13 protein-coding genes are annotated in these 12,371 nt (G+C 72.9%); 2 read left to right on the top strand and 11 right to left on the bottom strand.

The genetic code is table 11. The features are described from left to right. Positions 1-310: 310 nt before the first annotated feature. The 4 genes from ABT116_RS18215 to ABT116_RS18200 form a co-directional block, all read right to left on the bottom strand. Entirely contained in the window at positions 311-1,516 is a 1,206-nt protein-coding gene (locus ABT116_RS18215; protein WP_351634300.1) for an RNA polymerase sigma factor, read from the bottom strand. 254 nt (positions 1,517-1,770) lie between these two features. Next, the gene (locus tag ABT116_RS18210; protein WP_033311567.1) at positions 1,771-2,127 is read right to left on the bottom strand and encodes a YciI family protein; all 357 of its coding nucleotides are present in this window, start codon (positions 2,125-2,127) and stop codon (positions 1,771-1,773) included. A 129-nt stretch (positions 2,128-2,256) separates the two neighbouring features. Continuing rightward, on the bottom strand, positions 2,257-3,306 hold the full coding sequence (locus ABT116_RS18205; protein WP_351634293.1) for an LCP family protein: 1,050 nt from the start codon (positions 3,304-3,306) through the stop codon (positions 2,257-2,259). Positions 3,307-3,571: 265 nt separating this feature from the next. Continuing rightward, complete coding sequence (locus tag ABT116_RS18200) at positions 3,572-4,636, bottom strand: LacI family DNA-binding transcriptional regulator (protein WP_351634290.1); 1,065 nt, start codon at positions 4,634-4,636, stop codon at positions 3,572-3,574. A gap of 137 nt (positions 4,637-4,773) precedes the next feature. On the opposite strand from ABT116_RS18200, the gene ABT116_RS18195 reads away from it, so the two are divergent. Continuing rightward, positions 4,774-7,089: a beta-xylosidase/alpha-l-arabinosidase gene (locus ABT116_RS18195; RefSeq protein WP_351634287.1), complete on the top strand. Its 2,316-nt coding sequence runs from the start codon at positions 4,774-4,776 to the stop codon at positions 7,087-7,089. Between the two features lie 20 nt (positions 7,090-7,109). Here ABT116_RS18195 and ABT116_RS18190 read toward each other — a convergent pair whose 3' ends face one another. Genes ABT116_RS18190 through tsaB form a run of 4 tightly spaced genes read right to left on the bottom strand, consistent with a single transcriptional unit; the run spans position 7,110 to position 9,601 of the window. Beyond that, positions 7,110-7,367, bottom strand: a complete 258-nt coding sequence (locus ABT116_RS18190; protein WP_351634284.1) for a hypothetical protein — start codon at positions 7,365-7,367, stop codon at positions 7,110-7,112. Further along, the gene (tsaD, locus tag ABT116_RS18185; RefSeq protein WP_351634281.1) at positions 7,364-8,452 is read right to left on the bottom strand and encodes a tRNA (adenosine(37)-N6)-threonylcarbamoyltransferase complex transferase subunit TsaD; all 1,089 of its coding nucleotides are present in this window, start codon (positions 8,450-8,452) and stop codon (positions 7,364-7,366) included. Before tsaD ends, ABT116_RS18190 begins: the two co-directional genes overlap by 4 nt. Continuing rightward, positions 8,445-8,951: a ribosomal protein S18-alanine N-acetyltransferase gene (rimI, locus tag ABT116_RS18180; protein ID WP_351634278.1), complete on the bottom strand. Its 507-nt coding sequence runs from the start codon at positions 8,949-8,951 to the stop codon at positions 8,445-8,447. The genes tsaD and rimI overlap by 8 nt, the downstream gene beginning before the upstream one ends. Then, positions 8,948-9,601 carry a tRNA (adenosine(37)-N6)-threonylcarbamoyltransferase complex dimerization subunit type 1 TsaB gene (gene tsaB, locus ABT116_RS18175; RefSeq protein WP_351634275.1) on the bottom strand — a complete coding sequence of 218 codons (654 nt, stop codon included), beginning with the start codon at positions 9,599-9,601 and terminating at the stop codon, positions 8,948-8,950. Before tsaB ends, rimI begins: the two co-directional genes overlap by 4 nt. A gap of 113 nt (positions 9,602-9,714) precedes the next feature. Here tsaB and ABT116_RS18170 point away from each other — a divergent pair, with 113 nt between their 5' ends. Next, a complete protein-coding gene (locus tag ABT116_RS18170; RefSeq protein WP_351634272.1) occupies positions 9,715-10,281 on the top strand; it encodes a hypothetical protein in 567 nt (188 codons plus the stop codon). 16 nt (positions 10,282-10,297) lie between these two features. On the opposite strand, the gene ABT116_RS18165 is transcribed toward ABT116_RS18170, so the two are convergent. From ABT116_RS18165 to ABT116_RS18155, 3 genes are all read right to left on the bottom strand, one after another. Next, the gene (locus ABT116_RS18165; protein WP_351634269.1) at positions 10,298-10,465 is read right to left on the bottom strand and encodes a hypothetical protein; all 168 of its coding nucleotides are present in this window, start codon (positions 10,463-10,465) and stop codon (positions 10,298-10,300) included. A 142-nt stretch (positions 10,466-10,607) separates the two neighbouring features. Next, a complete protein-coding gene (gene tsaE / locus ABT116_RS18160; protein WP_161369453.1) occupies positions 10,608-11,126 on the bottom strand; it encodes a tRNA (adenosine(37)-N6)-threonylcarbamoyltransferase complex ATPase subunit type 1 TsaE in 519 nt (172 codons plus the stop codon). Continuing rightward, positions 11,095-12,354, bottom strand: a complete 1,260-nt coding sequence (locus ABT116_RS18155) for an alpha/beta fold hydrolase (RefSeq protein WP_351634265.1) — start codon at positions 12,352-12,354, stop codon at positions 11,095-11,097. Before ABT116_RS18155 ends, tsaE begins: the two co-directional genes overlap by 32 nt. Positions 12,355-12,371: the final 17 nt, after the last annotated feature.

The raw sequence follows: 12,371 nt of genomic DNA, 5'->3' as shown, positions 1-12,371 counted from the left end.
CAGCGACCTGGGGCGCCTCGGTAACCGCGTCGCGGGACCCCACCCGGGCAAGTCGTGGAACTGCCCGATGCTCGCGGGACCCCACCCGGGCAAGTCGTGGAACTGCCCGATGCTCGCGGGACCCCACCCGCGGAGGGCGTACAACGGCCCGATGCTCGCGGGCCCCACCCGGACAAGTCGTGGAACTGCTCGACGCTCGCGGGCCCCACCCGGGCAAGTCGTACAACTGCCCGATGCTCGCGGGACCCACCGGGGTACAGCCGTAGGGCTGCCCGACGCCGTCCGACCTCCCCGGCCCGGGCTCAGCGCGTCAGGCCTGCTCCGCCGCCCGCCTCAGCAGCAGCTCCCGCTCCCGTTCGTTCCGGGTCAGGGACGCCGCCCGCTCGAACTCCGCCCGGGCCTCCCGCGTACGGCCGAGGCGGGCGAGGAGGTCGCCGCGGACGCTGGGCAGCAGGTGGTAGTCCCGCAGGGCCGGGTCGCCGGCCAGGGCGTCGACGAGGGCGAGGGCCGGGCCCGGGCCCTCGGACATCGAGACGGCCACCGCGCGGTTCAGCTCCACGACCGGGGACGGGGAGCGGGCGGCCAGCAGGCCGTAGAGGGTGGCGATGCGGGACCAGTCGGTCTCCTCGTAGGTGTACGCGTGCGCGTGGCAGGCGGCGATGGCCGCTTGCAGGGTGTACGGGCCCGGGGCGCCGGAGGAGGTGGCCTCGGCCCGGCCCAGCGCGGCGATGCCGCGGGCGATGAGCATGCGGTTCCAGCGGGAGCGGTTCTGGTCCTTCAGGAGGACCGGCTCGCCGGAGGGGCCCGTGCGGGCAGCCGTACGGGAGGCCTGGAGCTCCAGGAGGGCGGTCAGGCCGTGCACTTCGGGCTCCTTCGGCATCAGGGCCGACAGCACCCGCGCCAGGCGCAGGGCGTCCTCGCACAGGGACGGGCGGAGCCAGTCGTCGCCGGCCGTGGCGGCGTACCCCTCGTTGAAGATCAGGTAGATGACGTCGAGGACCGAGCCGAGGCGGGCCTCGCGGTCGGCGCCGTGGGGCACCTCGAAGGCGATGTTCCGTGTCGCGAGGGTGCGTTTGGCGCGGACGACGCGCTGCGCGATCGTCGACTCCGGGACCAGGAAGGCGCGGGCGATCTCGGCCGTGGTCAGGCCGCCGAGCAGACGCAGAGTGAGGGCGGTGCGGGCCTCGGTGGACAGGACCGGATGGCAGGCGGTGAAGACCAGGCGCAGCAGGTCGTCGTCGATGTCGTCGGGATCGGCGGGCTCCTCCGGGGGCGAGACGGCCGACAGGTCCCGGCCGATCTCCGCCAGCTTGCGGGCGTAGTTCTCCCGGCGCCGGACCAGGTCGACGGCACGACGGCGGGCGGTGGTCATGAGCCAGGCGCCCGGGTTGCCGGGCACCCCCTCCCGCGGCCACTGCTCCAACGCCGCGACCAGCGCGTCCTGCGCGAGTTCCTCGGCGATGCCGACGTCCCGGACGACCCGGGTGACGCCGGCGATGATCCGCGGCGACTCCATGCGGAAGACGGTCTCGATGGCCTCGGCGGTGCGCTCGGGCCGGGGCGCCGAGGGCTGGGCCGGGTTCGGGGTCGGCTCCGGACCGGGGGTCGGCTTCGGACCGGGGGTCGGCTTCGGACCGGGGGTCGGCTTCGGATCGGGGTTCGGCTCCGGACCGGAGTTCGGCTCCGAGGCCGGGGTGGGCTGCGGGGTCACAGCCCACCATCAGACACCCGTGGTGCCGCCCGGCCAAGCGGAACCGGCGTGAGGACCGGTCAGTCCTCGGCGATCTGCCGGACCTCGGCGGTGATCGTCCAGTAGTCCTCGTGCAGGGACAGGAACCGCTTGGTCCACTCGATCGCCTCGGCCTTGTCCTTGCACTGGCTGATCGAGTAACCGCCGATGACCTCCTTGGACTCGGTGAACGGCCCGTCGGTGACGGACAGCTGTCCGCCCTCCCAGGTGACCCGGCTGCCGTCCGAGGTCGGCGTGAGTCCGGCCGTGTCGAGCATGACTCCGGCCTTGGTGATCTCCTCCAGCAGTTTGCCCATCCGCTCCATGAGCTCGGGGCTCGGGCCCTCGGCGGGGGCGTTCTTCTCGTCGATGCGGATCAGGGTGAGAAAGCGCGGCATGGTGACTCCTCGGGGTCCTGCGGAGCGGGGCTCTTCCCCGCTCTCACCCCTGCGTCGATCGGGGGCCCGCCGGATCGACACGGTCGCCGGATTTCTTCGAAGAATTTTTCCGTGACGCCTTTTCCCAGGTCAGCGCAGCGACTCCCACAGCTTCTCGGCTTCCGGTTCCTCGGCCACCACCCGGTTGGGATCCGACGGCGCCTGCACCACGGGCATCATCAGCGTCCGTACCCCGCTGGCCGAGAGGCCCTGCAGGCTCCGTCCGAGGCGGGTCAGTTCGGCGAGGGAGTCCAGGCCGGTGTCGGTGGTGAGGCCGGCGGTGACCGTGTCGGCGACGCGGTACAGCTTGGCCGGGTCGGTGAGCAGGTCCTGGGAGGCGATCTGCTCCAGCAGGGCCTTCACCAGCTTCTGCTGAAGGCCTATGCGGCCCAGGTCGCTGCCGTCTCCTATGCCGTGCCGGGTGCGGGCGAACGCGAGGGCCTGGGTGCCGTCCAGATGATGCGTGCCCGCCTTCAGCCGCAGATGGCTGTCCTCGTCGGCGATGTCCTCGTCCGTGGTGACGGTGACGCCGCCGAGCGCGTCGACCAGCCGGGCGAAGCCGGAGAAGTCGATTTCGAGGTAGTGGTCCATGCGGACGTTCGTCATGGCCTCGACCGTCTTCACGGCACAGACCGGACCGCCCACCTCGTACGCGCTGTTGAACATGGAGTGGTGGGCGACTTGCGTCGAGCCGCCGGAGGGGCGTGGGCAGGACGGTCGGGTGACCAGGGTGTCGCGCGGGATGCTCACCACCGTCGCGCTGGTCCGCCCGGCGTCGAGATGGACGACCATCGCCGTGTCGGAACGGGCGCCCGAGCTGTCGCCGCCACCGAGCCTGCGGTTCTCCTTGCCGCTGCGCGAGTCCGAGCCCAGGACCAGGATGTTGAGGGCCTCGCTCGGCACGGCCGGGGCCGCGGGCGAGGGCGTGGTCACCGGCTTCGGCGGCCGGTTGTCGCCCAGCGCGCTGTCGATGTCGACGCCGGTGATGTTGTCGCTGAGACGCCAGTAGGCCCAGCCGGCCGCTCCGGCGCCCAGCACCAGCGTCCCCGCCAGGGTGAGGGCGGCGATCCTCAACGCTCTCGACCGCCGGCCCGCTTCTGTGTCCTCGTCCCCGTGGTGTCCCGTCACGAGCAGGAACATAAGTCCGAATTATTACGGGCAGGGAGTTCAGGGCGGCCTTTCTTCGGAAATTCTCAGATTTCAGGACCCGGGCTCACCCCAGTGACACCAAGGGCACCGGAGGACACGGAGCCGCTGCCGACTACGCCCGCTCACCCGTGCCGGACGAGCACCCCAGGGAAGCCGCCGGGCACCGACGAGTCGGCGCATCCGAAAGTTTCGAAGACGCAGCCGATTGGCTTCGGTGCCGGGCGGAAGCGTCCGAAACCCGCCGCCGACACGGCGCCTACCGCTCCGCCGGTCCCGTCGTACTGCTGCGCACCACCAGGCTCGTCGCCAGTTCCACGCGGGTCGCGGCCAACGTCCCCTCGTCCCGCCCGAGATCGAGGAGCAGCTTGGCCGCCGCCTCGGCCATCTCGGTCAGCGGCTGCCGTACGGTCGTCAGCGGCGGCCCGACCAAGGGCGCCACGGGCAGATCGTCGAACCCGACCACGCTCAGGTCCTCGGGGATGCGCAGCCCCAGCTCACGCGCGGCCTCGTACAGCCCGAGCGCCTGCAGGTCGTTCCCGGCGAAGACCGCGGTCGGCCGGTCCGGGCGGCGCAGCAGCTCCAGGCCGAGCCGGTAGCCGGCCTCGTGGTGGAAGTCGCCGCTCGCGATCAGGGCGGGATCCACCGGAAGCCCGGCCGTCTCCAGCGCGGCCCGGTAGCCGTCGATCCGGGCCCGGCTGCACATCATCTGCGAGGGTCCGCTGATCGCCCCGATCCTGCGGTGCCCCAGCTCGACCAGATGCCGGGTGGCCGCGAGACCGCCCTGCCAGTTGGTCGCGCCGATCGACGGCACGTCGGCGCCGGGGTCGCCGGCCGGGTCCATCACCACGAACGGGATGGACCGGCTGGTCAGCAGCGCCCGCTGCGACTCGTCGAGCCCGGACAGGACCAGGATCACACCGTGCGGCCGACGCGCGGCGACCTGGTCGGCCCAGGTCCGCCCCGGGGTGAGCCGCCCCGCGCTCTCGGACAGCACCACACTGAGGCCGGCGTCCCGGGCCACGTTCTCCACCCCCCGGATGACCTCCATCGCCCAGGCGCTCTCCAGCTCGTGGAAGACCAGGTCGATCAAGGGCGAACGGGTCGCCTCGGCACGGCGTCGCCGGTAGCCGTGGACGCGCAGCAGGTCCTCGACGCGGGCCCGGGTGGCCGGGGCGACGTCGGCGCGGCCGTTGAGGACCTTCGAAACAGTCGGCGCCGACACACCGGCCTCACGGGCGATCTCGGCGAGCGTCGCGGTCTGCGCGGTGCGCCCCTGCGTCCGGTTCTGCGTCCGGCTTTCAACGGGCTCCGGGGATGTCATGGCGGCGATCGTAACCCTGCGGGCCCCCTTGACGAAGTCCTCGCACCGCCATAGGTTCCCGGAACATTCGAAGTTCATAACGAAACATTCGTGAAAACGTTCGTGAGAGGGCCGTCCGTCCCCCCGACAGGAGCTTCATGACCACCGCGCCCTGGCGTGATCCCACGCTGCCCGCCGCCGCCCGCGTCGACGACCTGCTCCCCCGGATGACCCTGGAGGAGAAGACCGCCCAGCTGTACGGCGTGTGGGTGGGCGCCGCGACGGACGGCGGCGGGGTCGCTCCGCACCAGCACGACATGACCGTCGAGTCCTCCGACGAGGAATGGGCCGAGCTGATCACCCACGGCCTGGGCCAGCTCACGCGCTCCTTCGGCACCGCCCCCGTCGACCCGGCGCTGGGCGCGCAGGCACTGGCCCGCGCCCAGCGCCGTATCGCCGAAGCCGGGCGCTTCGGCATCCCGGCGATCGCACACGAGGAGTGCCTGGCCGGCTTCACCGCCTGGCAGGCCACGGCCTACCCCGTCCCACTGGCCTGGGGCGCGACCTGGGATCCGCCGCTGGTCGAGGAGATGGCCCGGCGCATCGGCGACGACCTGCGCTCGGCCGGCGTCCACCAGGGCCTGGCGCCCGTGCTGGACGTCGTACGCGATCCACGCTGGGGCCGGGTGGAGGAGACGATCGGCGAGGACCCGTACCTGGTCGGCACGGTCGGCGCGGCCTATGTGCGGGGCCTGGAAGCGGCGGGGGTCGTCGCCACGCTCAAGCACTTCGCCGGGTACGCCTCCTCGGCCGGTGCCCGCAACCTCGCCCCGGTACGGGCCGGTGTCCGCGAGTTCGCCGACGTCACCCTGCCGCCCTTCGAGATGGCCCTGCGCGAGGGCGGCGCCCGCTCGGTGATGGCCGCCTACACCGAGACGGACGGGGTCCCGGCCTCCGCGGACCCCGGGCTGCTGACCCGTCTCCTGCGCGAGGAGTGGGGCTTCACCGGCACGGTCGTCGCCGACTACTTCGGCATCGGCTTCCTCCAGACCCTGCACCGCGTCGCCGCGAGCCCGGCCGGGGCGGCCCACGCGGCCCTCACCGCCGGCATCGACGTCGAACTTCCGACCGTCAAGTGCTACGGCCGGCCACTGCTGGAGGCGGTCCGGTCGGGCGCGGTCCCCGAGGAGCTCGTGGACCGGGCGGCCCGTCGCGTCCTGCTCCAGAAGTGCGAACTGGGCCTGCTGGACGAGGACTGGACCCCGGAGCCGGCCACCGCGATCAACCTCGACTCGACGGGCAACCGCATCCTCGCCCGCCGTCTGGCGGAGGAGTCGGTGGTCCTGCTCGACAACCCCGACGGCCTGCTCCCGCTGGCCCCCGACACCCGCATCGCGGTGATCGGCCCCCGGGCGGCCGACGCCCTGGCGATGCTGGGCTGCTACTCCTTCCCGTCCCACGTCCTCACCCACCACCCCGAGGTGCCGGCCGGCATCGAGATCCCGACCGTCCTGGACGCCCTGCGCTCCGAACTCCCCGACGCCAAGGTGACCTTCGCGCAGGGCTGCGACGTGACGGACCCGGACACCGGGGGCTTCGAGGAGGCCATCACCCGCACCGCCGAGGCGGACGTGTGCGTGGCGGTCCTCGGCGACCGGGCGGGCCTGTTCGGCCGCGGCACCTCGGGCGAGGGCTGCGACGCCACGGACCTCGGCCTGCCGGGCGCCCAGGGCGAACTGCTGGACGCGCTGGTCGCCTCCGGCGTGCCCGTGGTGCTGGTGCTGCTGACCGGCCGCCCCTACGCCCTGGGCCGCTGGCACGGCCGCCTCGGGGCGGTCGTCCAGGCGTTCTTCCCGGGCGAGGAGGGCGGCCCTGCGGTCGCGGGTGTCCTGTCGGGCCGCGTGAACCCCTCGGGCCGCCTGCCCGTCAGCGTCCCGCAGGTGCCCGGCGGGCAGCCCTGGACCTACCTCCAGCCGCCGCTGGGCCTGGCGGGCGAGGTCAGCAACCTCGACCCGACCCCGCTGTACGCCTTCGGCCACGGCCGCTCGTACACGGCGTTCGCCTGGGAGGACTGCTCCGCGACGGAACCGGCCGAGCTCGGCACGGACGGCTCCCACGACGTGTCGGTGACCGTCCGGAACACCGGCGAGCGCGAGGGCGCCGAGGTCGTGCAGCTGTACCTGCACGACCCGGTGGCCTCGGTGACCCGCCCCGACGTCCGGCTGATCGGCTACCGGCGCGTGGAGCTGGCCCCGGGCGAGGCGGCCCGGGTCACGTTCCGCTTCCACGCGGACCTGTCGTCCTTCACGGACCGCTCGGGCCGCCGGGTCGTCGAACCGGGCGCACTGGAACTACGGCTGGCAGCGTCGAGCACGGACGTACGCCACACGGCCCGGCTGAACCTCACCGGCCCCGTACGGGTGCTGGGGCACGACCGGCGGCTGGTCTGCGGGACGGAAGTGGCCGGGCACTGACAGCCGAGGACGACGAGGAGTCAGTCGACCGCCACCGACTCGAACCGCCAGCGATGCACTGCCCGGGTGATCAACTCACCGTCCGGCTCGGGCAGTTCGGGCAGTTCGGCGTCGACGGGCGCGTCCCACCAGGTGAGGACGAGGACCCGGTCCTGGGGCGCCCGCAGGGTCTCGCGGCGCAGGGGCTCACGGGGGAGCTCCTGGGCGCGCGCCCAGGCCAGCAGGTCCTCGCCCCGTCCCTCGGACGCCCGGGCCTCCCACATCAAGGCGACCGTCACGAGTACAGGTTCTCCTTGCTCACCTCGTGCACATGGTCGTGGTCGCCCGGGACGTGAGGCTCCGTCACCGGCAGGGAGGAGTCGGCCGACAGGTCCCAGCTCGACGCGGCCCGGCCCCGGGCGACCATCTCGGCGCCGAGGGCGGCGACCATCGCGCCGTTGTCCGTGCACAGCTTGGGCCGCGGCACGCGCAGCCGGATCCCGGCGGCCTCGCAACGCTCCTGGGCTAGGACGCGCAGCCGGGAGTTGGCGGCCACACCGCCGCCGATCATCAGGTGGTCGACGCCCTCGTCCTTGCAGGCCCGGACGGCCTTGCGGGTCAGCACGTCCACGACCGCCTCCTGGAAGGACGCCGCCACGTCCCGCACCGGCACCTCCTCCCCCGCCGCCCGCTTGGCCTCGATCCAGCGGGCCACGGCGGTCTTCAGCCCCGAGAAGGAGAAGTCGTAGGCCGGGTCACGCGGGCCGGTCAGACCGCGGGGGAAGGCGATCGCGGTCGGGTCGCCCTCCTTCGCGTACCGGTCGATGACCGGGCCGCCCGGGAAGCCGAGGTTCAGCACGCGGGCGATCTTGTCGAAGGCCTCACCGGCCGCGTCGTCGATGGTCGCGCCCATCGGCCGGACGTCGGACGTGATGTCCGAGGACAGCAACAGCGAGGAGTGGCCGCCGGAGACCAGCAGGGCCATGGTCGGCTCGGGCAGCGCGCCGTGCTCCAGCTGGTCCACGCAGATGTGCGAGGCGAGGTGGTTCACGCCGTAGAGGGGCTTGCCGAGCGCGTAGGCGTAGGCCTTCGCCGCGGAGACGCCCACCAGGAGGGCACCGGCGAGACCGGGACCGGCGGTGACGGCGATGCCGTCGAGGTCACGCGCGGTGACGCCCGCCTCCTTCAGGGCGCGGTCGATGGTGGGGACCATCGCCTCCAGGTGGGCGCGGCTCGCGACCTCCGGGACGACACCGCCGAAGCGGGCGTGCTCGTCGACGCTGGAGGCGACGGCGTCGGCCAGCAGGGTGGTGCCCCGGACGATGCCGACACCGGTCTCGTCGCAGGAGGTCTCGATTCCCAGTACGAGGGGTTCGTCAGCCATTGATCTCGGTTCCTTGTACGGAGTTCTCGGGGGCGGTCAGGCGCATCACCAGGGCGTCCACGTTCCCGGGCTGGTAGTAGCCGCGCCGGAAACCGATGGGCTCGAAGCCGAAGCGCTCGTAGAGCTTCTGTGCGCGGACGTTGTCGACCCGGCACTCCAGCATCACCTCGGCGCACTCGAAGGTGGTGGCCGCCCGGAGCAGTTCGGCCAGCAGCCGTCCGCCGAGGCCGGTGCCCCACAGGTCCCGGGAGACGGCGATGGTCTGGACGTCGGCCTGCTCGCCGGTGGCGACGAGACCGGCGTACCCGACGATCCCGGAGCCGGACTCGGCGACCACGTACCGCCGGTTGGCCTCGGGCCCGCGGGCGTGGGCGAGCTCGGACCAGAACATGCCCCGGGACCAGGCGTCCTCGGGGAACAGGTTCCGTTCCAGTTCCAGCACGGGATCGATGTCCCACCAGCGCATCTCGCGCAGCGTGCACGTCACGGGTTCGGTCACTTGGGGGTGACCACCTTGTAGTTCTTGGGGACCTGGGCGTCGGGGCGGCGCAGGTACAGCGGGCGGGGCGCGGGGAGTTCCTCGCCGGCCGCCAGCTTCTCGGCGGCCAGCCGGGCGAGGGCGGCGGCGGACACGTGCTCCGGCTCGTGCGCCTTGGGGAAGGTCTCCGGGTACAGCAGCGCGCCCGCGCCGACCGCGGGCAGCCCCGCGACCTGCTCGGCGATGTCGGCGGGCCGGTCCACGGCCGGCTCGGTCACCCTGGTGCGGGAGTCGGTGTAGCGGGCCCAGTACACCTCCTTGCGGCGGGCGTCGGTGGCGACGACGAACGGGCCCCTCAGGTCGGCGGCGTAGGCGAGACCGTCCAGCGTGCACACGCCGTGCACGGGGACGCCGAGCGCGAGCCCGAAGGTGTCGGCGGTCATCAGGCCGACGCGCAGCCCGGTGTACGGTCCCGGACCGATCCCGGCGACGATCCCGGTGACGGCGTCGAGCCGCAGACCGACCTCGGCGAACATCCGGTCGATCGCCGGCAGCAGCAGTTCCCCGTGCCGCCGTGCGTCCACCTGACTCGAGGAGGCGATGACATCGCTTCCGTCGTGCAGCGCGACGGTGACAGCGGGCGTGGCGGTATCCAGAGCGAGCAAGAGCACGCAAACAGCCTACGGCTCCCCGGGGCCCGGCACGGTCGCGCCTGTCGGGTCGTCACCTGCTGCTACCGTCACCTACCGTCACGACAGGGATGTACGACGTGAGGTGAACGCCGGTGGCAGCCAGCAGCTCGGGAATCGTGGCCGGGCTCACCGCCGCGGCCCTCGCGACGGTCGGCTACCTCGCCCACCAGGCCGCCGAGACCCTCCCGGCCGGTCTGGGCAGGGCGGCGAAGGCGGGTGTCGCCCCGGCGGCCGGTACGTCGAAGGCGCCCCAGGCCAAGAAGGACCCCACCGCACTGCCCGGCGACTCCGGGAAGGGCGCCCGGGTCGTGTACTCGCTGCGCGGCGACCGCGTGTGGCTGGTCGCCGCGGACGAGGCGATCAGCCGTACGTTCAAGGTCGACCCGAGCGCGGTGGACCCGGCCCCGGGCAGCTACTCGGTGACGTCCCGCTCCAACTCGGCCACCGGCTCCGACGGCGTCCCGGTCGAGCACGTGGTGCGCTTCGCCAGTGTGGACGGCGTGGTCGTCGGCTTCAGCGCGGCCGTGAACGAGTCGGCCACCCCGGCCCCCGCCCCCGGACCGAAGGTCCGCACGGGCGGCATCCGCGAGTCCCGCGCGGACGGCGACGCGATGTGGACGTTCGCGACGATCGGCCGCACGGTCGTGGTCGTCCGCTAGGTCGTGTCCGGAGCCCTCAGGCCGCTTCGCGGTGCTCGGGGGTCCGCCGGGAGAGTTCCGGGTCGGGTGCGCGCGGCGGTGTCGAGAGCAGCGCCGCCGCCTCGCCGGCCGCCAGCAGGTCGCGCATGGACACCCCGGCGACCGCGAACCACTGCGGCTGCCCCTTGCTCTCTGTAGCCGACATGGACGCCTCCCGAAGGGCCGGGGCATGGTGGTTAGGTACACCTAACCACTGACTGGATACCATGTGACCACGCACAAGACGCCGGACGCAACATCTTGCCGACGTCTTGTCGGAACGTCCATCGAATGCCCGCACACCGGGACTAGGCGGCGAGCACGCTCAGGTCCGCCGTGGCCCAGCGTTCCCCCACACCGGTGACCGTCATCTGCCGGACCTCGTCGGTCGTGTCGCCCACCGCCCGGTGGATCACGACCTGGAGCCGGTCCTCGGTCAGCTCCTCGACCTTGCCCTCGCCCCACTCCACGACGACCACGGAGTCGGGCAGCGAGACGTCGAGGTCGAGGTCCTCCATCTCGTCGAGACCGCCGGAGAGCCGGTAGGCGTCGACGTGGACCAGCGGCGGCCCGTCGCCCAGCGAGGGGTGCACCCGGGCGATCACGAACGTCGGCGAGGTGACGGCCCCGCGTACGCCGAGCCCCTCGCCCAGCCCACGGGTCAGCGTCGTCTTGCCCGCGCCGAGCTCCCCGCTGAGCATCACCAGGTCACCCGCGCGCAGCAGTTTCGCGAGCCGGCGGCCCAGCTCCCGCATCTGCTCGGGGGACGTGACGACGATCTGGACGGAACCGGGCTCAGCCGGGCTGTGCGGTGCTGGTGCTTCCATAGCCCTTCACGGTAGCCCCTGCGGGCACGGCACCCGTGCGGGTGAGCAGGTCGGCGAGGCGGTCGGTGACCACTTCCGGGTGTTCCAGCATCACCAGGTGCCCCGCGTCCGGCACCAGCACCAGCTCGGCGTCGGGGAGCAGATCGGCGATGGCCTCGCTGTGCTCGCTCGGCGTGACCAGGTCCTGCACCCCGGCCAGCACGAGGACCGGCTGGTCGGCGAAGTGGGCGAGCGCCTCGGTCTTGTCGTGGTCGTTGAACGCCGGGTAGTACTCGGCGACCACGTCGATCGGTGTGCTCTCGATCATCCGCTCGGCGAACCGGGCGACGGCCGGGTCGACGTCCCGGGACGCGAAGGAGTACCGCTTGATGATCCCGGCGAACAGGTCCGCGGTGGCCCGGCGCCCCTTCTCCACCAGCTCGGCCCGCTGCCCCAGCGCCTTCAGCACCCCGGGCAGCACCCGCCGCACCGCGTTGACCCCGGCGACGGGCAGGCCGTAGTTGACCTCGCCGAGCCGCCCCGACGACGTGCCCACGAAGGCCACCCCGACGACCCGCTCGCGGATCAGCTCCGGGTACTGGTCGGCCAGGGCCATCACCGTCATGCCGCCCATGGAGTGCCCGACGAGCACCAGCGGCCCCTCGGGTGCCGCCGCGTCTATGACGGCCTTCAGGTCCCGGCCCAGCTGCTCGATGGTGACCGGTTCGTCGTCCCGCGTCTGGGCCACGCCCCGCCCGGACCGGCCGTGGCTGCGCTGGTCCCAGTGCACGGTGCGTACGACGCCCCGCAGGGCCGCCCGCTGGAAGTGCCATGAGTCCTGGCTGAGGCAGTAGCCATGGCTGAACACGACGGTGACGGGAGCGGGTGACTTGCGGCCGAACAGCCGGCGGCGGCGCGGGCCGATGGCGGCGGGGGCAGCCTCCTCGTCGAGGTCGTCGACCTCGTAGTAGAGCTCCGTGCCGTCGTCGGCGAACGCCTTGCCGGGCATGCCCCGCAGGGAGCCGTACGGCCCCGCCGAGTCCAGTGCGAGCCGGGCCTTCTGGCGCATGCCACGGCCGACCGTCATCCGCTCCAGGGCGACACCGGCGGCCGCACCCGCGGCCACCACGCCTATCGCCACGCCGGCGATACCGGTCGCCCGGCGCCAGCCTCCCGCCGCCCCCGCGGCGGAGGCCGCGACGGCCGCGGAGGCGACGTCCGCGACGACCTCCGCGCTGCTCTCGCTCACGTACCGCTCCTCTTCGC

The sequence above is a fragment of the Streptomyces sp. NPDC002130 genome, from assembly GCF_040296465.1.
Taxonomy (GTDB): domain Bacteria; phylum Actinomycetota; class Actinomycetes; order Streptomycetales; family Streptomycetaceae; genus Streptomyces.
This window is presented reverse-complemented; position numbering and strand designations above follow the sequence as displayed.